This window comes from Idiomarina sp. 017G, from assembly GCF_004362265.1.
GTDB lineage: Bacteria > Pseudomonadota > Gammaproteobacteria > Enterobacterales > Alteromonadaceae > Idiomarina > Idiomarina loihiensis.
The window spans coordinates 930,482-953,878 of sequence record NZ_SNWT01000001.1 but is presented as its reverse complement, the minus strand read 5'-3'; the positions used below and the strand labels follow the sequence as shown (position 1 = coordinate 953,878).

20 protein-coding genes and 2 pseudogenes are annotated in these 23,397 nt (G+C 44.8%); 8 read left to right on the top strand and 14 right to left on the bottom strand.

Features of this window, described 5'->3' with window-relative positions; all coding sequences use genetic code 11:
- Positions 1-4: 4 nt before the first annotated feature.
- The 4 genes from DEU30_RS04675 to DEU30_RS04660 all read left to right on the top strand — a co-directional run bounded on the left by DEU30_RS04675 (position 5) and on the right by DEU30_RS04660 (position 4,684).
- Entirely contained in the window at positions 5-3,136 is a 3,132-nt protein-coding gene (locus DEU30_RS04675) for a CusA/CzcA family heavy metal efflux RND transporter (RefSeq protein WP_011234869.1), read from the top strand.
- 293 nt (positions 3,137-3,429) lie between these two features.
- Positions 3,430-3,990: a tyrosine-type recombinase/integrase gene (locus DEU30_RS04670; protein ID WP_011234868.1), complete on the top strand. Its 561-nt coding sequence runs from the start codon at positions 3,430-3,432 to the stop codon at positions 3,988-3,990.
- A gap of 122 nt (positions 3,991-4,112) precedes the next feature.
- Positions 4,113-4,490 (top strand): hypothetical protein, encoded by a 378-nt coding sequence (locus DEU30_RS04665; RefSeq protein ID WP_011234867.1) that lies wholly within the window; start codon positions 4,113-4,115, stop codon positions 4,488-4,490.
- A 2-nt stretch (positions 4,491-4,492) separates the two neighbouring features.
- Entirely contained in the window at positions 4,493-4,684 is a 192-nt protein-coding gene (locus DEU30_RS04660; protein WP_011234866.1) for a LytTR family DNA-binding domain-containing protein, read from the top strand.
- Positions 4,685-4,691: 7 nt separating this feature from the next.
- On the opposite strand, the gene DEU30_RS04655 is transcribed toward DEU30_RS04660, so the two are convergent.
- Positions 4,692-5,848 (bottom strand): IS3 family transposase gene (locus tag DEU30_RS04655; RefSeq protein ID WP_114981137.1). Its coding sequence is split into 2 segments (ribosomal slippage): positions 4,692-5,602 and positions 5,602-5,848, totalling 1,158 coding nucleotides; the frame shifts between segments, so codons are not numbered across the junction.
- A gap of 61 nt (positions 5,849-5,909) precedes the next feature.
- On the opposite strand from DEU30_RS04655, the pseudogene DEU30_RS04650 reads away from it, so the two are divergent.
- Positions 5,910-6,688 (top strand): annotated as a pseudogene (locus DEU30_RS04650) (IS256 family transposase); the annotation flags it as partial.
- 173 nt (positions 6,689-6,861) lie between these two features.
- Here the strand turns inward: DEU30_RS04650 and DEU30_RS04640 are convergent.
- Positions 6,862-8,079 (bottom strand): hypothetical protein, encoded by a 1,218-nt coding sequence (locus DEU30_RS04640; protein ID WP_011234862.1) that lies wholly within the window; start codon positions 8,077-8,079, stop codon positions 6,862-6,864.
- A gap of 227 nt (positions 8,080-8,306) precedes the next feature.
- Here DEU30_RS04640 and DEU30_RS04635 point away from each other — a divergent pair, with 227 nt between their 5' ends.
- On the top strand, positions 8,307-9,104 hold the full coding sequence (locus DEU30_RS04635) for a class III extradiol ring-cleavage dioxygenase (protein ID WP_011234861.1): 798 nt from the start codon (positions 8,307-8,309) through the stop codon (positions 9,102-9,104).
- Positions 9,105-9,348: 244 nt separating this feature from the next.
- On the opposite strand, the gene DEU30_RS04630 is transcribed toward DEU30_RS04635, so the two are convergent.
- The 10 genes and pseudogenes from DEU30_RS04630 to DEU30_RS04580 form a co-directional block, all read right to left on the bottom strand.
- Positions 9,349-10,152: a DUF3037 domain-containing protein gene (locus tag DEU30_RS04630; protein WP_011234860.1), complete on the bottom strand. Its 804-nt coding sequence runs from the start codon at positions 10,150-10,152 to the stop codon at positions 9,349-9,351.
- A complete protein-coding gene (locus DEU30_RS04625) occupies positions 10,152-10,667 on the bottom strand; it encodes a HipA family kinase (RefSeq protein ID WP_011234859.1) in 516 nt (171 codons plus the stop codon). Before DEU30_RS04625 ends, DEU30_RS04630 begins: the two co-directional genes overlap by 1 nt.
- A 173-nt stretch (positions 10,668-10,840) precedes the next feature.
- Positions 10,841-11,845 (bottom strand): SEC-C metal-binding domain-containing protein, encoded by a 1,005-nt coding sequence (locus DEU30_RS04620; protein WP_011234858.1) that lies wholly within the window; start codon positions 11,843-11,845, stop codon positions 10,841-10,843.
- A gap of 37 nt (positions 11,846-11,882) precedes the next feature.
- Complete coding sequence (locus DEU30_RS04615; RefSeq protein ID WP_016341359.1) at positions 11,883-12,173, bottom strand: type I restriction-modification system subunit M N-terminal domain-containing protein; 291 nt, start codon at positions 12,171-12,173, stop codon at positions 11,883-11,885.
- Between the two features lie 191 nt (positions 12,174-12,364).
- Positions 12,365-13,432 (bottom strand): macro domain-containing protein, encoded by a 1,068-nt coding sequence (locus DEU30_RS04610; protein ID WP_011234857.1) that lies wholly within the window; start codon positions 13,430-13,432, stop codon positions 12,365-12,367.
- Positions 13,433-13,652: 220 nt separating this feature from the next.
- Positions 13,653-14,805 (bottom strand): annotated as a pseudogene (locus tag DEU30_RS04600) (IS3 family transposase).
- Positions 14,771-15,298: a DUF4433 domain-containing protein gene (locus tag DEU30_RS04595; RefSeq protein WP_011234854.1), complete on the bottom strand. Its 528-nt coding sequence runs from the start codon at positions 15,296-15,298 to the stop codon at positions 14,771-14,773. The pseudogene DEU30_RS04600 and the gene DEU30_RS04595 overlap by 35 nt, the downstream one beginning before the upstream one ends.
- Positions 15,299-15,342: 44 nt before the next feature.
- On the bottom strand, positions 15,343-18,075 hold the full coding sequence (locus tag DEU30_RS04590) for an AAA domain-containing protein (RefSeq protein WP_011234853.1): 2,733 nt from the start codon (positions 18,073-18,075) through the stop codon (positions 15,343-15,345).
- A gap of 49 nt (positions 18,076-18,124) precedes the next feature.
- Entirely contained in the window at positions 18,125-18,685 is a 561-nt protein-coding gene (locus tag DEU30_RS04585) for a hypothetical protein (RefSeq protein ID WP_011234852.1), read from the bottom strand.
- Between the two features lie 179 nt (positions 18,686-18,864).
- On the bottom strand, positions 18,865-19,716 hold the full coding sequence (locus DEU30_RS04580; protein WP_011234851.1) for a LysR family transcriptional regulator: 852 nt from the start codon (positions 19,714-19,716) through the stop codon (positions 18,865-18,867).
- 139 nt (positions 19,717-19,855) lie between these two features.
- Here DEU30_RS04580 and DEU30_RS04575 point away from each other — a divergent pair, with 139 nt between their 5' ends.
- Complete coding sequence (locus DEU30_RS04575; RefSeq protein WP_011234850.1) at positions 19,856-20,578, top strand: NAD(P)H-dependent oxidoreductase; 723 nt, start codon at positions 19,856-19,858, stop codon at positions 20,576-20,578.
- A 45-nt stretch (positions 20,579-20,623) separates the two neighbouring features.
- On the opposite strand, the gene DEU30_RS04570 is transcribed toward DEU30_RS04575, so the two are convergent.
- Positions 20,624-21,541: a LysR family transcriptional regulator gene (locus DEU30_RS04570; protein WP_011234849.1), complete on the bottom strand. Its 918-nt coding sequence runs from the start codon at positions 21,539-21,541 to the stop codon at positions 20,624-20,626.
- A 142-nt stretch (positions 21,542-21,683) separates the two neighbouring features.
- On the opposite strand from DEU30_RS04570, the gene DEU30_RS04565 reads away from it, so the two are divergent.
- Entirely contained in the window at positions 21,684-22,550 is an 867-nt protein-coding gene (locus DEU30_RS04565; protein WP_011234848.1) for an SDR family NAD(P)-dependent oxidoreductase, read from the top strand.
- On the opposite strand, the gene DEU30_RS04560 is transcribed toward DEU30_RS04565, so the two are convergent.
- Positions 22,490-23,317, bottom strand: a complete 828-nt coding sequence (locus DEU30_RS04560; protein WP_011234847.1) for a helix-turn-helix transcriptional regulator — start codon at positions 23,315-23,317, stop codon at positions 22,490-22,492. The genes DEU30_RS04565 and DEU30_RS04560 overlap by 61 nt on opposite strands.
- Positions 23,318-23,397 lie beyond the last annotated feature (80 nt).

Here is a 23,397-nt window from a genome sequence, read left to right as displayed (position 1 = left end):
AACAATGATAGATGCACTCATTCGCTTTGCGGTTGATCGTCGATGGCTGGTGCTTGCCGCAACCTTGTTAGTAGCAGCTGCGGGCGTTTATAGCACATTAAAGCTACCCATCGATGCTGTGCCGGATATTACCAATGTTCAGGTACAGATAAATTCAGAAGCGCCAGGCTATTCGCCATTAGAAACCGAACAACGTATTTCTTATCCGGTGGAAACCGCGATGGCAGGTTTACCAAAGCTGGACTACACCCGCTCGATCTCACGCTATGGGTTGTCGCAAGTTACCGTGGTGTTTGAAGAGGGCACCGATATTTACTGGGCTAGACAGCAAATCAGTGAGCGATTGCAAAAGGTAAGGGGAGGAGTACCCGACGGTATCGAGCCGACGATGGGGCCAATAGCCTCCGGCCTTGGTGAAATTGTTAATTATGTAGTACGCGCGAAAGAGGGGGCTACCAATGCCGATGGCGAGGCGTATACGCCCGAGCAGTTGCGTACCATCCAGGATTGGATCATTAAGCCGCAACTGGTCAAGGTGCCCGGTGTTACCGAGATTAATAGTGTGGGGGGTTATGAAAAGCAATACCAGGTGGCTCCCATCCCCGGTCGTATGCTGGCCTATAAAGTGACCATGCAGGACCTTTTGGCAGCATTGGATCTTAACAATAGAAACGCTGGTGCCGGTTATATCGAGAAAAATGGTGAGCAATGGTTGGTGCGTTCGCCTGGACAGCTTAAGACACTTGACGATATTCGTGATGTGGTCGTGACAAAACGTGATGATGCACCGGTGCGCGTGAGTGACGTGGCTGAGGTCAAACTGGGAGAACAATTACGCACTGGCGCTTCAACCTCGGGCGAGAGCGAGGTGGTATTGGGCACGGCCATGATGCTTATTGGCGAAAACAGTCGCATCGTTGCACAGAATGTCGCCAATAAAATTGAGGAGGTGCAACGAAGCTTGCCAGACGGGGTGGTGATTGAAACGGTGTATAACCGTACTTCTCTCGTTGATAAAACTATTGCAACGGTCGAGAAAAACCTGTTTGAAGGTGCGGTGCTGGTTATTGTGGTGCTTTTCATTCTGCTTGGAAATGTCCGTGCAGCACTGATTACGGCGTGCGTTATTCCCTTGAGTATGCTGTTTGCGGTAAGCGGCATGGTCGCCAACAAGGTGTCTGGTAATTTAATGAGCCTGGGCGCAATTGATTTTGGTATTATCGTCGATGGTGCGGTCATTGTGGTTGAAAACGCTTTGCGACGGCTTGGAATTGCACAGCAACGCTTAGGCCGGGTACTTACCACTAAAGAGCGCTTAATTGAAGTAACCCATAGTACTCGTGAGGTATTTAACCCTGCGGTATTTGGTGTGCTTATCATTATGCTGGTGTACTTGCCCATATTTGCGTTAAGTGGTGTTGAAGGCAAAATGTTTCATCCCATGGCGTTTACTGTCGTAGCCGCGCTTTTAGGGGCTCTGATTTTCAGCGTTACCTTTGTACCCGCTGCTATTGCAATATTTGTCCGTGGCAATATTAAGCACGGTGAAAACCGAATAATGCGAGCCGCCCGCAAAGTGTATCAGCCGGTTTTACGGCAAACACTGAAGCTTCCAGTTGTCATTATTTTGCTTGGCTTTGGGCTGTTTGCGGTATCAATGTTTCAGGCGAGTCGCATGGGAACTGAGTTTTTGCCACAGCTTGATGAAGGCGATATTGCCATGCAAGCCTTGCGCATTCCGGGGACTGGCTTGCAGCAATCTATAGCAATGCAAAAAGATGTCGAGTCTGTGGTGTCACGCTTTGACGAAGTTAAACTGGTATTCTCAAAAATTGGTACCCCGGATGTTGCGACCGACCCTATGCCACCGAGCGTCGCTGATACCATTATTATTTTAAAGGAGCGTGAGGACTGGCTAAACCCAGAAAAAACCAAAGAGCAACTGGTTGCTGAAATACGAACTGCTGTGCAAGAGCTTCCCGGTAATAAGTACGAGTTCATTCAACCGATTGAAATGCGGTTTAACGAACTTATTGCAGGCGTTCGAGCTGACTTGGGGGTTCGTATTTATGGCGATGACTTGCAAACGCTTAAACGGTTAGGCGACTCAGCCGCCGCAGTCATTCGCACCGTTAATGGCGCTGCTGATGTTCGGGTTGAACAAATGACGGGTTTATCGACACTCTCAGTGATACCTAAGCGTGATCATTTAGCGTTATTAGGCCTAACAGTCGCTGATGTACAGCGAGCAGTTCAAGCTGCGGTTGGTGGAGTTCAGTCAGGGATTATTTACGAGGGGGATAAACGCTTCAAGCTAATGGTACGTCTCGACAAAGAATGGCGTAAGAGCATTGAACAGCTTAAATCACTGCCTATTGATCTGCCTGCCGGCAACCCTGAGCTGCGCTATGTGCCGTTGGGAGAGGTCGCCGAATTGAGTTTGGAAAGTGGACCGAACCAAATTAACCGAGAAAGCAGCAAACGCAATGTTATTGTGAGTGCGAATGTTGAAGATCGTGATTTGGGCTCTTTTGTGGCAGATGTTCAGGATGCGCTAACGACTGAGGTTGATTTGCCAGCAGGTTATTGGGTTAACTACGACGGTACCTTTGAACAGCTGCAATCAGCTTCCCAACGGTTGAGTTTGGTTGTGCCATTAGCGCTGCTATTAATTATTGGCCTGCTATACAGTGCGTTTAATTCGCTGAGCAGTGCACTCGTCATATTCACAGGCGTTCCCTTAGGGCTGACCGGCGGGATATTCGCATTAGCGCTGCGTGATATGCCGCTATCAATTTCCGCTGCAGTCGGCTTCATTGCACTGTCGGGCGTGGCGGTTTTGAACGGCGTGGTCATGCTGACATTCATACGGCAACTGCTGCGCGACGGACTGCCATTGAAAGATGCGGTGTTTGAAGGCGCGCAACAGCGGTTAAGACCTGTACTGATGACTGCTCTCGTAGCTAGCCTGGGCTTTGTCCCTATGGCACTTAATACCGGTGTCGGCGCTGAGGTACAGCGACCACTGGCTACTGTGGTAATCGGCGGCATTGTCTCGTCGACATTATTGACTTTGGTGGTGCTGCCAGCGCTTTACTACTTAGTGCAGCGCTTCAATGGAACTGCAAAAGCCTAAGTGGAGGCCTTAGCTAATTGCAAAGCACGCCCCGACTTGGGCGTGCTTTTTTATTGCTATATCGATGAGGAAGGTAAGAAGTTTTTGGCGACTCAGTGCTTAGAGTTGTGTCGTTCAGGTAATACTGATGTGTAATATTCTTAAATATATATTATGCCGAGTGAGCCTCAATTGCTAATGTTCCCAAATTGCAATAACGGGAACAAGCAAACCCACTAAAAACGGGCTATTTCCCCCTTTATACCCTCTTAAGTACTCAAAATCACGTTTTACAGCAAAAAAGGAACTCGATCATGGCCGAAGTACAAGCGGTTAAAGATCTGGATACCGTGAAGCTGATTAGCTACCTTCTCAAACGAACTTATGGTCAGCAAATTGCTGATGTTTGGGATGTTGGCTTAAACCTGGCGTTACGGATCTCGGATCTGCTATCCATCAAGTTTGAAAATATACACGATGAGCGTCTGACCTTGGTTGAGGGAAAGACGTCAAAACAAGCGACTATTAAATTGAACGACAAAGCACGGTCTATTATTGGTCGCATTAAAGAAGAGCATCCCGAGCATATCTACCTGTTTCAGTCTTACCGGAACCAATGGTCCAAAGGTTTGGACGAGGCCCCGATTAGCCGCCGTTACGTTTCGCGGGCGTTCGCGGCGATAGGGGAGGAGGTTGGCATTAAACTTGGAACTCATTCAATGCGAAAGACCCGAGGCTATCACCTTTACAAGAATACAAATGATATCGCTAGGGTGATGAAGATGTTGCGACATAGCTCTGAGGCTGTGACGCTGCGTTATATTGGCATTACTCAGGAGGATGTTGACCGTGACTTTGCTGAATTAGAGCTATAGGGGCTGAGTGCCCCTATTTTTTGTTTCGTATACCTAGAGTAACAACCAAGCGAAATTAAAACCTATATCACCTAATGGCAGTTACGGCTGCAGTTAATTAACTGTCAATTAGGAGAACATGTATGTCGAATGTAACGGTCGTATACACCAAGTCAGAGCTCGAGCGAGCTATCGAAAGGCAAGACAAAACGATAGCCGTAAAAAGTGCCTCGTTGGCTGATGACGTGAAAACATTAAAGTCAGCATCATCCGGTGCTTTTGCGTTAGCTGTCGGCTCAGCAGGAGTCTTTGCCACCAACTTCTGGAATCCGTTGGGGTGGGGCTCAGGTATTATTGGGACGTTATCTACAGGGACACTAGTCACTGCGATTATAGCCATTGGTCTCAGTTCGACATTGCTATTCGCTATCTACAACGATTACTCAATTAAGGGGCGAACATCGATTCAGCTGGCTGGTGGTAACAGCATTGATGCGGATTTGGTCATGGAGAGGGACTAACTATGGCTAGCATGAAACGAAACATTATTGCTGTTAAAACGCGCCCCGGTGAAATCCGTTTTGTTGCTGTTGCATCCATAGAGCGTGTGGAAGCGTTTGGTAACTACGTGAAGCTCTACTTCGGTAGTGAGCGCGTTCTTCATAGAGCGACTTTATCTGATATGGAAGAATTACTGGACGATAGATTCTTGTGAATCGCCACTAGTTCACTAGACACTCAGTAGCCGTTTTTTCAAAACGTTTTTCATACTCTACCGGCGATAACTGATCATTGGAACTGTGCCGGCGTTTCGAGTTGTAAAACATCTCAATATAGTCAAACACATCTCGACGAGCTTCAGCTCGGTTTGAATATATTTTCCGCTTAATACGCTCTCGTTTAAGTAGCTGGAAAAAGCTCTCAGCAACAGCGTTATCATGACAATTTCCACGGCGACTCATGCTGCCTTCCAGATTATTGCTCTTTAGGAATGAGCTCCAGTCATGGCTTGTATATTGGCTTCCTTGGTCGGAGTGCACCACGACTTTCTGTTTAGGCTTTCGTCGCCATATCGCCATGAGTAGCGCATCAAGAACTAACTCTTTTGTCATTCGTTGCTGCATTGACCAGCCGATCACTCGTCGCGAGAACAGATCAACAACCACCGCTAAGTAGAGCCAGCCTTCATGGGTTTTAATGTAGGTGACATCGGTTACCCAGGCCTGGTTAGGCTGCTCAGTATTAAACACCCGGTTTAATCTATTAGGCGTAACGATATGAGAGACACCACCACGGTGGCGAGGCTTACGATAACCAACCTGAGCCTTAAGCTGGCTTAGTTTCATCAACCGGTGAACTCGATTGATACCAATCCGCTCACCATATTCGCGCAGGTCGCTGTGGATTTTTCGATAACCGTAGACGCCACCAGATTCCAGCCAGAATTGCTTAATAAGACCCGTCTGACGAGCATCGCGCTTTTGTCGACGCGAGCAAGGCTCTTTGAGCCACGCATAATAACCACTCGGGTGGACGTCCAGTAAGCGGCATAACTTACGTATCGGCCAACAGTCCTTGTGATGTTTAATAAAGGCGTACCTTAGTCGGACTGCTTCGCGAAGTACGCCGCGGCTTTTTTTAATATGTCACGCTCTTCAGTGACACGCTGTAACTCTTTTCTTAAACGTTTTAGTTCAGCCTGCTCTTCGGTTTGAGCTGCGTGTTTTTCTGCTTCTGGACCGTACTTCTTAACCCAGGCATATAAACTATGAACGGAAACATCGAGCCGTCTTGAAACGTCAGCAACAGAATAACCTTTATCGGTAATTTGCCGGACAGCTTCGATTTTAAATTCTTCAGGGTATCGGTTGTTACTCATAAGCACCTCTTTTATGCCATTATCTATAGCTATGAGGTGTCTAGCAAATCAGTGGCGATTCATTATTTCCCAGGTGACCAACGCCGTCATGGACGAAGTAAAGGTCTGGCAACATCGACCACTGACAAAGCTTTACCCGGTCGTTTACCTCTATTGTCTGGTGGTTCGTAGCCGTGACTCCGGCGTTGTTCAAAATAAGTCGGTCTACCTGGCGCTTGGCATTAACACCGACGGTGAAAAGGGCTCCTCGGCCTGTGGGTGGCACAATCTGAAGGCGCTAAGTTCTGGTTATCCGTGATGAACGAGCTTAAAAACCACGGTGTCGATGACATCTTTATCGCCTGTTGCGATGGCCTGAAGGGCTTCCCGGAAGCCATTGAAGCGGTTTACCCAAAAACTCAGGTGCAACTGTGCATTGTGCATCAAATTTGCCACTCGCTACGCTACGTAAACTGGAAACAACGCAAGACCATCGCAGCTGACCTCAAATTGATTTATGGCGCAGCAACACGGGCTGAAGCCGAGCAGGCTCTCGAGCTGTTTGCAGAAAAGTGGGATGAAGAGCATCCGACCATCAGCCGTTCATGGCGTGCAAACTGGAAGCGGCTGAGCGTGTTCTTTGAGTACCCGGTAGAAATCCGAAAAGCTATTTACACCACCAATGCCATTGAGTCGCTAAACGCGTCACTGCGCAAAATCACCAAGACGCGGCGGTCATTCCCGAATGACGAAGCCGTCATGAATGTGTTGTACTTGGCCTTGCATCAGGCCTCGAAAAAGTGGACGATGCCCATACGCAACTGGAAACCGGCCATGGCGCAATTCGAGATCATGAACTAGGATTGGATTTAACAGTGCAATCAGTCATTTACACAAAATCTTTTACAGTCTCATTGTCGGCATTCTTATGCTTCGTTTATGCTTTCGAACGGCTACAATTATATGTGGGTAGCGAACCAGTTAGGGCATTCTAACTGGAATATGCTCGTACTAAGGTATGGACGATGGATTAACTAAGTTTCAGGACTGCTATCGTCTTTTTGAGCTTTTTTGCTTGTTTGCAATGAAAATTCTGACTTCCATTTTTCAGCCATTAACTCACCGATGACCATCGCTTTTTGTTTGTTAATTTCTTCTACTGAAAAATCTTTACTAGCTTCATCATTCGTTTGATCTACTACATGCTTTGCAAGCACCGAAAACTTAGTTAGCTCTAAGGATTGGTTATTAATATTATTTATAATGTTGATGCAATACTTCGCAAGACTTAGCAAAACAAACGAGACAGTTACCATGGCGGCAGTGACCGGGAATTTTGCTACTAAGAAGTTCAACGCGTCATCGAGATCATCAAATTCTTTACCAGAAAATGACAGGGCTTGTTCAATAATCACATCTACTGAACACCAAAGCAAAATCAAACATACAATAATAGCAAAGTAATAAAAATAGTTTATATTTCTGCTATGACTTCTATAGCCTTTAACTGTGTCGTTATAGTTACCGATTTCGCGATTTAAACTTTTAAGCTCAAGATTCTTGCCTTTGACTGACTTGTCTAACCTGGATAACTCTGCATTCTGTTTTTGAATAATTTCATTTTTAGTTTGGGTTTGATCTAAGAGCTTATTGAACCGCTCTTCGGCTCTTTCACGCTCTATTTCAAAAGTTTTAACCTCTCCACGGACTTCGGCCACGTGAGTTTCTAATTCTTCAATTTGACGTAGTAATATGTCATTGTCTTTTATTAACTCATTGTGTTTTTCTTTTTTATTATTAATTTCGCTTATAACCTCTCGGATATCACTAATATCAGATAAAATACCTGAGAAATCAGATTCTTCGTAGTAATAAATTGTTATGGACTCAATGAGAGTTTCGTCTTTTAGGCGAATTTGTATTTCATCGCAAGAAGAAAAAATATCGCAAAATATTCCTGCTTTTGATTCATTAACTTCGTATTTTTTGTATTGAGGTTCACCTGCAAGCTTTGAGACAACTGATAGAGAGTCACTGGTCAATTCTTTTGCTGTGATAATTATCTCTGCTACAAATCGACGTTCTCTAAATTTTAAGTTGATTTCACCATCTATACTATCAAAACCTAACTGATCCTCTTGGTTTATTAGATATCGATTATTATTTGCTATACGACCGTCTACGTCTTTTTTTTGTAGTTTTCGATAGTATTTTTCAGTTTTTATTTCTTCCAAACGCTCAAAGCTTGACATATAAATTTTTAAAGTTAATAGTTGTTGCGTTAACAATGCTGAAATTTAAAGTGGTTGTCAATTAATGGCACATATATTTGATAAATATAGAAGGTTTGTGGGTTCAACGCCCGCCAGATCCACCAATTCCATATAAAAAGCCGCTCATTCTGAAGTGACCCCATAAAGTTGCACGTCAGGTGTAGACTCTATCCTAAGAAGTAAACCGGATAAATGAGGAGTGATAGATGAGACAGGCATTATATATCGCCCACGGTGGCGGCCCTATGCCACTATTAGGCGACAAAACTCATGAGAGCCTGAATAAAGTGCTTCAAGGTGTGGCCGCACGTATGCCTAAACCCGATGCCATTCTTGTCGTTAGCGCTCATTGGGAAACTGATATACCGCATGTAACCACGGGTGAGAAACCGGAACTCATTTATGATTATTACGGCTTTCCACCGGAATCTTACCAAATCACTTATCCGGCACCTGGCGAGCCGGATCTGGCTAAGGAACTACTGGGCGCAATAACGGCGGCGGGTATCGAGTCGGTGGGGGAGTCGGAGCGTGGTTTTGACCACGGACTTTTTGTGCCTCTTAAAATTATGTTTCCGCAAGCCGATATTCCCTGCGTGCAGCTGTCTTTGATGAATACGCTTGATGCTAATGCTCACATGAAATTGGGAAAAGCCCTGGCTAACCTAGATTATGACAACCTGTTAATTTTGGGATCCGGTTTTTCATTTCACAATATGAAGGCATTTTTCTCCCCGGAAGACGCAAAAGCAGATAGTAAAAACGCAGAATTTCAAAACTGGTTAGAGCAAGTATGCAGCAGTGAAACGCTAAATGAAGAAGAGCGCGCCGATAAGCTCAGCCATTGGCAACAAGCACCATTTGCCGAGTTTTGTCATCCGCGCGAAGAACACTTGTTACCGTTGCACGTTTGCTACGGCGCCGCTGGCAAAGCTTGTGACGAAGCTATTACCGTAACAGCGCTTAATAAAGAAGCTCGGATGTTTTACTGGCAGCTAAATTAGTCTGTAGTTAGATATCTTTTCGAAGGTAATGCTCGCCTTAGTATGGTTACAAGACCATTAATTAAATGGCAACTGCTGATTATGGTTCGGCCATCTGAGGTTGCTGGCGCTGCGCTATATTGGCATTACTCAAGAGGATGCTGATAGGGCCTTTGCTGAACTCGAGCTATAGGGGCTTATAGCCCCTATTTTTTGATTTGAACGCTCATGAATGAGTTTGTCTTGTCAGAGTAAACCGGGTGAATCACGTGTTATTAGCAAAACTCAAAATTTCTGGAGAATCATTGGCGTTAGCGACAATTATCTCTCTTTGAGAAGCGATGTTAACGGCTTCAAAGTACGCTTCTTCAAACCCTTTGTCTGTTGGCTTTTCTACTGCCAGCATCATGTTGTGAGGCAACACTATCTGTTCATGTTGTAGGCGTGTGAGTCTATCTATCCACTGAGCTGCATGTTCGTAGGCTGCTAATGGCGTTTTTTGTTCAAACGCAAGAGGCCGAATGACTTTTGTACTGTTAGCACTTTTTTTAACGAATGGCAGCTTGAATTCACTGAGCTTTGTTTCGAGCACTTGAGCCTTAAAGTCTTTTACATTTTCACGTTTCAACAGTTGACGAATGTTTTGTTCTATTATGCTCTCGCGATACTTTTCGCTAAGGAAGCTTCTTTCGACATAATGCTCGTACAATTCGATGAGCTTATCGTCAATGTTATTAACTACTGCAGTGCTAACTCCCCCAAAAGAGATCACGCCTTCTCGGTGCCGGGTCAGCTCCTGAAATAACGCAGCGGTAGCTTTTCCTGGCTTGTCTATGGCGAATTCTTTTAGGCGATTAAGTTCGGCCTCTAAAAGTTGTAATGTGCTGCCGAACAACTTGCCATCGAGGTCTTCAAAGAATTGATTAACACGACCAAAACGCTTACGTGCAAGTTTAAACTTAATTTTACCGGTATCGGGGGCACAAACGACCACACCAACATTAGCAAACTCTTGGGTTTCAGCGAACGGCATAAAACGCACAGTGGCATACATGCATAACGTATTCATTATATCCGCTCCCAGAAGTTGTCATGGTTTATTAGACCTAATGTTAACCGAATCTGTTCCATAAAGTCATCTGTTAGATCCCACTCATCTGGTACCAGCGAGAATATTTCATCAAGCTGTCGAAGACAGTTACTCGCGCGATCTTGATAAAGTTGTCGCGATAATAAATCCCGCTGTTGTATCCAGGCGTCTCTGCCGAGGTGATCTTTAGTAAAGTCGTAAAATTCGAAGCTATCATCAAATGCCAAGTTATGATCTAAAGCCCAAAAGCGCTGCTCGGCAGGTTGATAGAATACATTTGGGTTGCCGCCCTTCATTGACAAAGTACGATCGCCGTTACGGACCCAAAGATCGAATATAAATAAGTTTGCAGCTACTTCCTGTCCAAAGTTCATCATTAGTTGATAGTTGACTTCTTGAAGACCATCGATAAATTCGGAAGCAAACGCATCATCTTCGCCGAGAGAGTCTTGTGCCTCCTCGTTGTCCTTTAACAACGTATTTTTTGCCATCATCGGCGACACATAAAAAGGGCTGAGTGCTGCCTTGCTCTAAGGGCCTGATAATTTCTTTTATCTCAATCATGTGTGGCTTCTGATCCTTACGCTCACCAAGGTTCTCAGATTATCGACTATCTCAACAAATCACAAACCTACTTTACCAGTAGGCGGTTAACGACAATCTAATTTTATTCAATCCTGAAGTTAAACGTCTCGTGCATTGACCGTAAACAGGTCACCTGGGCCGCCACTCGTTTACCATCAATAACGCGCCTAGGGTCAACCATGACAAATCCAAAGAATTGCAGAAAGCGATGAATAAAGCGTGATTCAATCAAAACGGCAAGTTTGTCTCTGTCCGACATGTATTCTTCCTCGTAGAGTTCATTGAGCAAATCAGGAAATGCCTGAATCATCTCATCCACCAACCGTTCGTGTGACTTATGATGCTGAAGTCGCCACAGCATGAATAGCCAGAAGTGCTGTAAAGGAATTTCATTTTCCCAAAGGTCAAAATAACCCCAATTGTATTTGTAAACGGCTGTTTCTAGCATGATGGGGAAAAACGATTCCAGGCCAGCTCGCTGGTATTGGTGTTTAGCCCAGGCAGAGACGTGGAACTTATTACTTTTTAGCTTAAAAATCCCCGCGATTTTAGCAAGAACACGGCAGTAATGCAGTGCGTTAAACTTGTCTTCATTGGCGCCTGCAAATTCACTAATGCTGATGGCCCGCTCGAATGGAGCAACAGCAAATTCGGGTAAAAATGCGCTGGCTTCTTTCACTAGCGCCGCCGGGAGATTCCCCTTGGCGGTCGCCTTAATCTGCCCACCGTTAGCTAATGCTGTCTCCAGCATCAGTTTTAAATAACGCATTACCGGACTGGTGCTTAAATCAGATGGCGTATTTATCGTGATGCCTTCTAACTCGGGAAAAGGGGCATAAAGCCAGTTATTAACTTGCCCAGGAGCCAGGCCGCAGAAGTCTTTGTGAGGTGTGGTATTAATTTTATTGGATTGGTGCTCGGCGATAATATTCAGCTCGTCCATCGAAAGATCAGGATTCATCGCCAACATCTGCTCGATGCTATCAACAAAGTCAGCTTGTTGTTTACCAACACCACTCATGCAACATCGCTTATATTTTTTACCGCTGCCGCAGGGGCAGGGTTCATTGCGACCGATCTTTGCCATTAATCGACACCTTATTTAAATTTATTCAGCCTATCCATTAAAAATCCGTCCAGCCATCTGATCCAACCTGTCCTTTACACTCTCCTAGTTCGGCATCACGCGGTAACACGAAGCGCTCGTTTTTCATCATTTCAATGATGAACTGTGGCTCATCACCATACTCTTCTGCATATTGGTCGTAATGGTCCTGCCATACATCCGAGATGTATTTTAGGAAGAGAGTGGTCAGAATGAAGTCTTTATAGGTGTCGGCACTGACTGTACCACGAAAGGTGTCACAAGCGTTCCAGAGTGCTTTGTTGATGCTGTCCTGGCTAATCGTTGTCATTGTTATTAACGTCCCCGTACAACTGATACTAAGCGTTATTGTTATCGCTCATTTGCAGTCATTATGCCACGGATAGCATTGATGTCACGGGTTCAAGTTTGGAGGAATGGTGCGACAGTTTGGGTCGCACTCTCATCGAGTATGGGTAGTCAGGGTAATACCAGTTCGATTGGGCAAGCTACTTGGGCTTGTTAGTGCAGCTTTCTCATTAATGCGGTGATAGCAATTGAGATGGCCTTTTTATCAAACATATTTAGTTTGCGCTGCGCCCATTTAGCACCAGCAGGCCAATAGGTTAATGCTTCTATTACACTATCCGCGTCTGGATTTACGTTCCCCTCAGTCATCAGCCAGTCAACTGTCGCGAGCAGCTCGAGTCCAAAGGGAGATTCGAACCCTTCAATAATTTCTGTCGCTTTGTCCAATGCATATTGAAACTCAGTTGCTTCGGCTTGTAGGAAAGCTGCAACGGTTTCCCGCTTATTATCATTAAAGGCAATCACATCTGTCGCTTTTGCGTCGGGAATACGCTTGTCCGACTGTAAATAGCTGCCATCTAATCGATTTAATAAGTGCGTTAAGTCACTGGCATAGGGTCCGTAATTTCTGGGCTGAAAGGTCAGTCTAAGTGGGCTCTCTTTCCCTTCTTGCTGTATGGCTCGTTGCAGGAACCATGCAAGCTTTTGCACCTCAAGTAGGGTACATTCATTACCTAATACCCAGTAACGTCTTATCAGCTCTGCAATCATTGCTCGAGCAGCTGTTAGTTGCTCAACTCCAGATTGTTTGCTGACGTTTTGGTACTGCTGCGTAGGCTGATAAATTTGAATATCGATGTCAGTCATATCGCCCAGATGCTTTTGTATCAGGGGAAGAACGTTATCCCAGTCTAAGCCACCATTGCCTGCTCCTAGAGGAGGGATAGCAATTGAGCGAATGTTATTATCAATAATGAAAGCTCTTAAATCTTTTAACCCTTCTTCAATCCATTCTATTTTTGATTTGGCACGCCAATGTTGCTTTGTCGGAAAGTTCACGATCCATTGAGGGTTGACCAGTTCGTTGGTGTGAGTAACGAACATTTTGCCTGTCTTCACTTTATTCTCTTTACAGGCCTGAGAATAGGCTTCCATATTTGCAGGAAACCTTTCTTTAAACATCAAAGCGATCCCTTTACCCATAACACCGACGGTATTTACGGTATTAACAAGGGCTTCAGCTTCAGATTCTAATAAATTGCCTGTCTTATAATTGAGCATCAAAAGTACCAATCTGGGCGGTTTATGACTTTTATATTTTGACCGTAGTTACCGACTTTTTGTTCGATAAATTGTTTTACTTTTTCGTCATAACACACAATACCTTTTAAAAGTGTAATAGGGAAGTGACGGTGGATTAAAGCCTCTGCCTGGTATCTATCGAGCTTGCCTAAGTCATTGAAGTCACGTTTAAAGTCACGCCGTTGGATGAGGTCGGGTTCTACCCCGTTATTACGGACGGTTTAAAATCGCACTAAACTGCTGATCTTGTTTTGCCAGTCTACGACGCATTCTTGGATTATGAAACCGTTCAATATAATCAAAGATGTCTGAACGTGCTTCATCTCTTGTTCGATAGCGGCGGTAATTCACTCTTTCACGCTTCAGTATCCCAAAAAATCCTTCACAGGCAGCGTTGTCGCTGCAATGACCGACTGCGCTCATGCTGCTGATCAGGTTATTAAATTTGAGAGCACGCTGATAATCACCGCTGGTAAATTGAGCGCCGCGATCCGAATGTAAAATCACAGGCTGACTACTTGTTCGTTGCCAGACGGCCATTTCCACTGCGCGAATGACCATGTACCGATCCTGACGGTGATGCATGGACCAGCCCACTATCAGCTTGCTGTACAAGTCTAGCACAACGCACAGAAACAACTTGCCTTCGGTGGTTGTCACCTCGGTAATATCGGTGACCCATTTAGTTTCAGGCTCTGCCGCTGTGAAGTCACGTGCCAGATGATTTTTAAGACCTTCGGGCCTAGCGGCCTGTCGCTTTCGGCCTCGTCCTTTCTTACGAGGCCAGCCCTGAACGCCATTGACGGCCATTAAGCGGGCAACCCGATTCAGACTCAGTCGTTCACCTTCAATAGACAGATCTTCATGCATACGTGGTGCGCCAATGACACCACCACTGTCCTCGTGGATCTCCTTAATGCGGGTCAGAATGCGCTGATTTTCCACATCACGGGCACTGGCCGGTCGTACTGCCCAGGCGTAATATCCGCTGGGTGACACTTGCAGGCATCGACACATTAAGCGTATCGGAAATTTATCGCGGCAACGCTCTATCGCCTGATATCTCAGGACGACTCTTTTGCGAAGAACGTTGCCGCTTCTCGCAAAAAATCCCGTTCCTTTTTAAGTCGGGCATTCTCGCGTTTAAGCCGCGCCATTTCTTCGTCGCGGGGGTTACCTGAGCCTTTGAAAGCTTCTTTAGAGGATGGCTCGGCTTCACGCCGCCAACGGCTGAGCAAATTGGGGTTAATACCGATTTCTATAGCCACCTGGCGACAACTTACACCGGGCTGTTTTGTCAACGCTACGGCTTCACGTTTAAACTCTGGGCTGTACTTTTTTCGTTTGGTCATGAACACTCCTTATGGGCATATTATGCCTCGTTTTGGATGTGTCCGTAAAATCTGGGTAGAACCCGTCCCAGTCGATCGTTCTAATGCTGTTCAGATCGGAGTAGTAATTAGCTAGTGCTGAGTATGCATGGCTGTCTGTATAAACGTAGTTTAAACCAGCCTCATTAACGTCGTACAGACTTGAAACGAGTATGATGATTTCATCATTGTTGCGTTGGACTACACCACCTCGCCCTGTTTTTATGTTGTAAAGCATCGGCGAAAAAGGAGTGAAATAGAAGGGAACATAATCACTTAGCATTCCTCCTGGCGCAATTGGGACCTCTTTCTTCGACCGCTTATCAATGAGCTCTTCACTGCCTATACTTACCCAGTCATCAGACTTATATTCACTGCTTGAAGCGTAAACCCCGTGCTGAAGAATCCACTCGAGATTATCTCGGTGGATAATCCGCCATATGAGCGCTTTTTCGGGATTTAAACTTTTAGACATGCTTTTCGTCCGCTATTCAGAATAGAGTATGGATATTAACTGACTTAGCCGGTGAGTTCGAGATCGTTCGGCTTATCACAGGCTTGCCTTAAAGTATCAAGAAAAGAGCTTATATTTCTAGAGACATGGGCTTCATCTGTATTCAAACGAAGTAGGGGGAGTCCAGCTTTCTCTAAAATACTATTTTTAAGCGCGTCTCGGCGCTTTTGCTCCGGAGTGTTATGGTGTCCACCATCAACCTCAATAACAGCTAATGGTTGCTTGCCAACTCTGTAATAGAAAACGAAGTCACATCTCGATAGATTCCTCATGAATGTGAGCTCGGCTTGAGTCAGGTCCTCTAAGTTGGGAGAGACTAACTGGATGAGCGCAACCTCAGCATGAAACGTAAACTCTCTATACTTTTCGTCGGATAACAACTGACGCAGTTCTTGAGCAACGATTTGTTCTGACTTGTACTGTGAGTCTTCAGGTCTTAATTTTGTTCTTAGCTTTTCTAGTGACCGATCGTACTCGTCATACAGTAAATCGAAGGAAGAAATAACAGGCGCGTGATATATACTTGATTGATCACCGTAATACTCCATATAACGAACTAATGCGGCGATACTGCTGTTACCAGCAGTAAAAACATTGTCGCCAGTGACTAGAGTAAACTTCTCTTTAGCACGAGAAACGGCAACGTTGACAAGGTTAGGGTTGTCGACGAACGTAATCTTACGTTCACTTTGATTGCTTAGCTTTTTATCTAAGACGGTCGAAAACACAATCTCATCACACTCGCGTCCTTGAAATTTATGCGTTGTCTTTCTAACAAAGTCTGTCGGTAAGTGAGAGCGAGATAGGTTAACTTGTGCATTGTATGGTGCTATGAACCCTTTACTATTCCTTTCGTCCCATCCCGCTCCTTCATTTTCAGTCTGAACTTTAATGAGTGATTCTAACTCTCTTTTGTTAGAGTAACCTCGTGCGTGATTGCCTTTAGCTGTGACGATAAGCTCCAGAGGATTTTTAGCGGTGTCGTCCCTCATTGGAATGAGTTCATTATTATAGAACTGTTGGTTACAGAACTGAATGATCTTAGGGTGACACCGATAATGCTCTTTAAGCAAAGTTATTGGAATGGATCCGCTGAACACTCGAGTAAAAGATTCAAGCAAGCTGTGTTTTTCACAGTCATACATGTCACTTGGCGGTAGTATTCCCGTCTGATTAGGAATATGTGGAAGCTGTTTTCGGTCACCTACAATGATCACGTTTCTCGCGCATCCTAAAGCTAGTATCCCAGGAATAATATCTTGCTGAGAAGCTTCATCGATGATGGCAAAATCTAGGATCGTTCCTTGATCGAGAGAGTTTATAATCGAATGAGTACTGCTACCCATTATAGGAAAACGCTGCAAAAATTGATGAAAATTTTGACGGTAATTTTCTGAATCAAAGTCTTCATGGGATGATACTTGATCAAATAGTGAGCTTTTCAGGTACGCCATTGAGGAATTAGTAACTGTTTCGAGCAAAACCTTAAAGTTACTCTGCTCAAGTATTTCTTCTTGCGTTTTTAATGCTGCTGTTTTCTCTTGTAAGGCGTAGTCGTAATAAAGAAGCTGAAGCGCATGAATGACGCTTTTTCGCTTCTCCCATGTATTAAAGAGTTTGGTTCTGAGAATACGGAAATGTAGCCATAGTTCGAGCCGATTCCATAGCGTAATGCGCTTTTCAGAAATATCGGTAAGGTAAGCGATAAAGTCCGTTATTTTTTGTGGAGACAGCTTATATTTGTTCGGTTGCATTATCGGCTTATGAATACTTTTGTCCTGCCAACCTAACAAACGTTTGCGCTCGATTTTTAATTCACTGATTTGGCTTCGTAGCTTAGATGCTTCATTTTGAGCGCTGAGAAGCTGCTCTAGTCGTTGTATTTGGCTTGTTATATCTTCAAGTGGCTTAGCCTGGTTAGGTTTTTCCTTTGGCTTCATAGGTAAACTTGCGAAGAAGTCTTTTCGATTCTGAACACTACCTAATTTGGCAGCTAAGTAACCTAAACTACTTTTTTCTAACTTTTCGTAAACGTTCTCTACTGCAGGATTGTTATTGGAAAGAATGGCTGCCTTTTCCCCTCGTAAAGCGATATTAGCGAGAATATTTAGTATTGTTTGTGTTTTCCCTGTACCAGGCGGCCCCTCAATAATACTGACTTGAGAGCAAAAAGCCTGCTGGACAGCTTGTTGCTGACTTAAGTTAATTCCGAACGGGTATACTAGACCGTTCGGCTTGGCCCTTTGTTGACTTTTTCCTGTGCAATAAGAGAATAGAGCAGTTTCTGGATAAGGTTCTATTTTTTCTAGTTGCTTAGCTATGTTCTCGGCAATATCCCGCTCTTCTCCCGAGGGAGCTAGGTTCATTCGAGCATTGGTTACTGAGGTAAAATAATTAAAGACGGTGCCGTTTTTGATGTTGGCCGTATCAGTAAATTCGATAGCGTCCATCTTCATTAGATATGGCTCTGATGAGCCAGGGTAGTGAACAATGGCATATTTATTAGCGTAGATTAACGCACTCTCGATAGTACTTACTTTGGAGCCATTCTTTGTTATAAGAAGCTTGTCTTTGACTTCTTCAGTAGGAGTGATCTCACATTCTTCTAGAGAACGAAAGAAGGCTTTATCAGAGCGAAAGATGCACTTAAGAACGAACTGTCCCTCTGAACCTTTAAATATTTTCCAATCAGCTATTTGTCGGGTTTTATCCTGGCCATTTACTATTAGTGAGAACATAAACATTCCGTGTTGTGATGAAAAATGTATGGATCGGCACTGACATTATTTATGCGGCACTGTTTTTCTTCACTTCGTCAGCCAGGCTTTCAAGCAAAGTTGTTTCAAAGACTTGTACTTCATTTGATAGGAAAGACTTATAGCTAACTTTTAAGCGGCAGAACTTGAGCAAATCTTGTCTTACTTCTTTTATGCTATCCGGCGAGACCAAAAATTGTAGATTTTTGTCATCTTCTAACTGCCAGAAACTGATTACTAAAAAGCTCTCATTTGCTGCTATAGCAAAGTGTTCAGAAAACTCACCAACTTGTACGCCGAATCTTTTACCGAGCTTTTCCTCTAGTTTGGATTGAAGCTCTTTCATCGTTATGGCTTTTCCATCCCAAGTCATCTCGAAGCTTTGAATTAAAGCAGGGCCCAACCCTTTATTGGTAAGCGTGTAGGAAAATATTAGCGGGTTTGTTTTTTCATCAAGGAAGTCTGATAAATAGGGTTTCACACTTGCTAAGTAGTTTCTTTTATTCCATGCATGCTGGCGCCAGGCTACCGCGCATGAAATGGCTGCTGTTAATGCGGTAAAAAATGTTGCGATGACCACAAAGCTATTCATTTTGAGTAGCGTCCACGTTTTAGATTTATCGGATTAGTTTTTCAGTATATCAACTGAGTTCTCAGCGAGCGAATTGGAGTTGCCGAGAGTCATATAAAATTCCACACAGTTAAGTTTCTGAATAATTTTCGTGTCGTTTCTGTCGTTTTTTATTGCTACGTGCTCCTTTGCATTATGGGTTAAGGGCTTAAAAGCCCCTCAATCCAATCTAAAAACGGAACGGCACTTCTGGTTTCGAAGCTTCTTTTATTTGGTACGTAATAGCACAAATCAGATTCTACCGGCTGGGTTTTAAATTGCTGGAGAAGGTTAGCGTTTAGCAACCGTTTTGTAAGCGTCGTAGAGCAGAATACCAGTCCATTTTCTGCCATAGCCTGCTGGATCCCGAACAGCTCCTGGTCAAATTTTTTGAGTTTAATATTCGACCCTTCCAGTCCATTCATTGCTAACCAGGCCTCTAAAGGCGAGTCTGGTAACGCTTTATTTTTCCATTCAGTGGTAAAAAGGGTAATGGGCTCATTTGACCAGGAAGGGGGCTTCATTCCAGAAGCACCGAAAACATTGAAGGATTCGGATTTAATGACATCTGACGGCTCAATGGCTGTAGAATCACCAAAACGAATTGGAATAATGTAGGACTGATTGTCGACCGACTCACCGGTAGATATTTCGACAGAAATACCAGGGTTGATTTGCTCAAATTCATTCTGCGAAGGAATAAGCACCATAGCAGCTAATGATGATGTTGTTGTTACTCTAACTGTATTGCCGGCGGTTAGCAGCTCTTCCAGAGAATTTTCAATTTTCCGGAATCCGTCAGAGGTCGCTTCAGCTAATCTTCTACCAGCCCCGGTTAACGCTATTCGCCTTCCTTGTCGGTGAAACAAGTTTACATTTAACCGACCTTCCAGATTGCTAATGTGGTGAGAGATGGCTGTTGGTGTCAGCGAAAGCTCTTCTGCAGCCAACTTGAAACTTCCCCGACGGGCTGCCGCTTCAAAGGCTTTAAGTGCTTGTAGCGAAACCTGCAATGTTATCCCCTGGCCAGTAATCAACTTAGTAAATAGTATAGATGAGTTAAATTCATCTATAAATGTATTTTTCTCGTTTGTCTTACTCTGCTCAGACTCACAAAATAGCTCCTGTTATTCAGCAACTAAGGTAATGAACATGAGCACGTTATTACATATAGATTCAAGCGTGAGAGCCGTAAGCAACACGAATCCAGACCACAATTCTATATCGAAGAGTATCGCTCTACGATTTATTGAGACATGGAAACAGCATCGGCCTCAAGATGAGTATATTTATCGTGATGTTGGAGTGAACCCGCCGGATTTTATTAATCAGGATTGGGTTGGTGCGGTGTTTACCCCCGATGATAAAAGGACTCCAGAGCAGAAAGAGAGACTGGCGTTATCAGATAAACTGATAGATGAAGTGTCAGCAGCCGACGTTATCGTAATTTCATCACCCATGTATAACTACGGAATGCCGGCGCAGCTAAAAGCTTGGTTTGATCAAATTGTGCGGATAAACAAAACCTTTGATTTTGATCTTTCACGAGGGGATTTTCCTTTGCAGCCTATACTTTCAGGTAAGACATTGATAACAGTGACTTCCAGCGGCGAGTTTGGTTTTGAAAAGGGAGGAGTAAGAGAAGGTTCTGGTCACCTGGCACCACACCTACGAACACTGAGCAAATATTTAGGCGTGGATACAATGTATGAAATAGTCTCTGAATACCAAGAGTTTGGTGATGATAGACACCGTGTGTCGGTAGCCAACGCAAAAGACCGGGCAGAATGTCTTGCATCAGAACTTAGTCTTTCAACTACGGACTCATTGTTGAAGAGTGATAGCGTTGGTTCTGATTTAGGCATAACCCCTTAATCTTCCAAAGTACCTTCCACTATCTTCCGGGCTTCCTTAGCCGCATTAAGGTTGCCCTGAACGTACGCTTCTTACTCCAATAGAGCGGACGAATGCCTTTGCTGATGGCGATAAGTGGCGGTGACTTAGGGTCAAATCGAATTCGGGTTCAGAACCCGTTAATGGATGATAGCTTATCTGGTCTCCTCGAAAGCCACTCATACTTTGAGGGACCACGGATACTCCTGCTCCAACAGACACTAACGACAGTACCGCGTGCATCCCGTGAGCCTCCTGAGTAACCGTCGGCACAAAACCAACGTTTGCACATAGTCGAATAACCTGTAAATGAAAGCCGCGCCCCTCAACCATTGGCCATAATATGAAAGGCTCTTCTGAAAGGTCAGTCAGTGTCAAATTTGACCGTTTATTGAGGGGATGCTCTTTCGGAATAGCTAAGCACAAGCGATCGGAGTCAAATGGTATCTGTTCAATATCTTCAGCATTCACAAGAGGTGGAATCAAAATGCCAACATCTAATGCGTTATTGCGTAGTGCTGCGACCTGCGCTGCGGTAGTTGCCTCTTTCAGCTCAAGACGTACGTCCGGATGACTCTGCCGAAAATCACGAATGACATCAGGTAATCTCCCATAAAGTGAGCTTCCCACATAACCCAGACGCACTAAACCTGTTCGTCCGGCAGCTGCATCTTGTGTGGCCGTGACGACTTGTTCTGCTTGCCTAAGAGTTTCACGTGCTTCATCAATAAAGTTCTTTCCCGCAGGAGTTAATCCAAGTACGCGTTTCCCTCGCTCAATCAATGTAACACCAATATCATCCTCCAGCTTACGTATAGCACTGGTAAGAGGAGGCTGTGACATATTCAGTCGTTCTGCAGCACGGTGAAAGTGTAATTCTTCTGCTACTGCAATAAATTGCTCCATTGCACGTAAAGTAATCCGTGTTCTGGTACTTATCGCCATTCTTGTCCTCACGAAGATTCATTTGAACATCATATTTTTAATACTCTAAATATATTATCTGTAATTAAAAATAGTATTTTTTATATCGTTAGATCAATTTTATTCTATTTCCTCAATCACATTCGTGAACGAAGGGAACGAGATGGTAGATTTCAATGATCAAGTAGTATTAATAACCGGAGCTGGCCAAGGGCTTGGTTTCTCTTATGCCAGAACCATCGCTCAGCTTGGTGCGATGGTTCTGATCCAGGATATCGGGGCCGACTCCGACGGCAATGGAGCTGATCCAAATGTCGCAGAGGCTGCGGCAGAAAAGCTGAGATTGGAAGGGTTGAATGCACAAGCACTCCTCGGAGAAATAGGATCGCGTGAAGGCTGCCATAAACTTTGTAAGGACGCTTTGAAAATTGGCGGACGACTAGATGCTTTGATCCATAACGCGGGTTGGGTTGCTTATGAAAATATTGAGTTGATAGAGGAAAGTTCTTTTGATCATATGATGGCTATTTCGGCCAAGGCTCCTCTATGGCTCGCACAGACGGCGTGGCCCTCAATGAAAGGCGCAGGATATGGTCGGATCGTTGTGACGACCTCTTGCCGGGCTCTCTATCCGCAATACGTTCAGAATGGCCTTGCGTCATACGCAGCGGCCAAAATGGCTGTAGTGGGGCTGATGAATGTCCTTGCTTCTGAAGGTGAAAAGGACGGCATTATCGTTAATGCGGTTTCTCCAGTCGCCAAAACACGTATGTGGGGTATAGAGGGAGAACCTGACGAACTACGCCCAGCCGATGTGGCGCCAGGGGTCGCGTATCTAGCATCCAAGGAATGCTATGAAGGTGGATGGATACTTCGCGCCGCGAATGGCCAGTTTCATGCGACTAAAGCCATGGAGGCCAAAGATATCGACTATCCTAGAAATCTTCGAGCGACTAAGGCCTCAACAGCTCAAGAGGTTGCGGAGAACTGGTCGTTGATTGCTATTCCTTGTGCCGAGCCCCGCGCATAAACAACCAATCGCAAATGGCGATCAGCATCGACAGTCATCGAAGTGTGCTCGAATGACACGGTTTCATTTTCTATTTTCATATCCCTGACGCCCTGACATGGGGCGTCGACATCGTGGCGATTCCACCATTGGCTGAAGTCAGGAGAAGCCTTTTGTAAATTGGTAACCAGAGCCTGAATATCTGCTTCTTGCGTTGCGTGAGCGTAATCGCGTCTGAAGCTGGATAACATTTGAACGGCTTGACTGTCCCAATCTACTAGTCGCTCGCGGAGAACGGTATCCGTGAACAGCATCCAGAGTAGGTTGCGTTGCCCCGGAGGGTGACGATTGAAGCCAAAAAGCAGATCCGCCTGCTTGTTGAAGGCCAGTACGTCCCATCTTAGGTTGAGCACATAGGCTGCGTGAGGTGAGAGATCTCTCATCAGCCTCAATATCAAAGGCGGAACTTCACAAAAGGTCTTGCCCGGTTCTGGCGGTAGTCGGCCATGGGCTAGCAAAAATAGGTGCCTGCGTTCAGCGGCATCCAGTTTTAGTGCTCGTGCCAGATTATCGAGAAAAGAGGAGGAGGCACTAATATCGCGCCCTTGTTCAAGCCATGTATACCAAGTCAGCCCTACGCCCGAGAGCGCTGCAACTTCTTCGCGCCGCAACCCTGGTGTACGTCGACGGCCTCCACAGGGAAGACCGACTTGCGTTGGAGATAGGCGCTCCCTCCGTGATTTTAGGAAAGTAGCAAGTTCGTGACGCTTGCGTTCTAGTTTACTCATCACATTCCTGTTGCTTTTAGTAATAGTATAAATAGTTAAATTGTAACACTTTAAACCGGCTCGTAGAATGCTCATTTTTC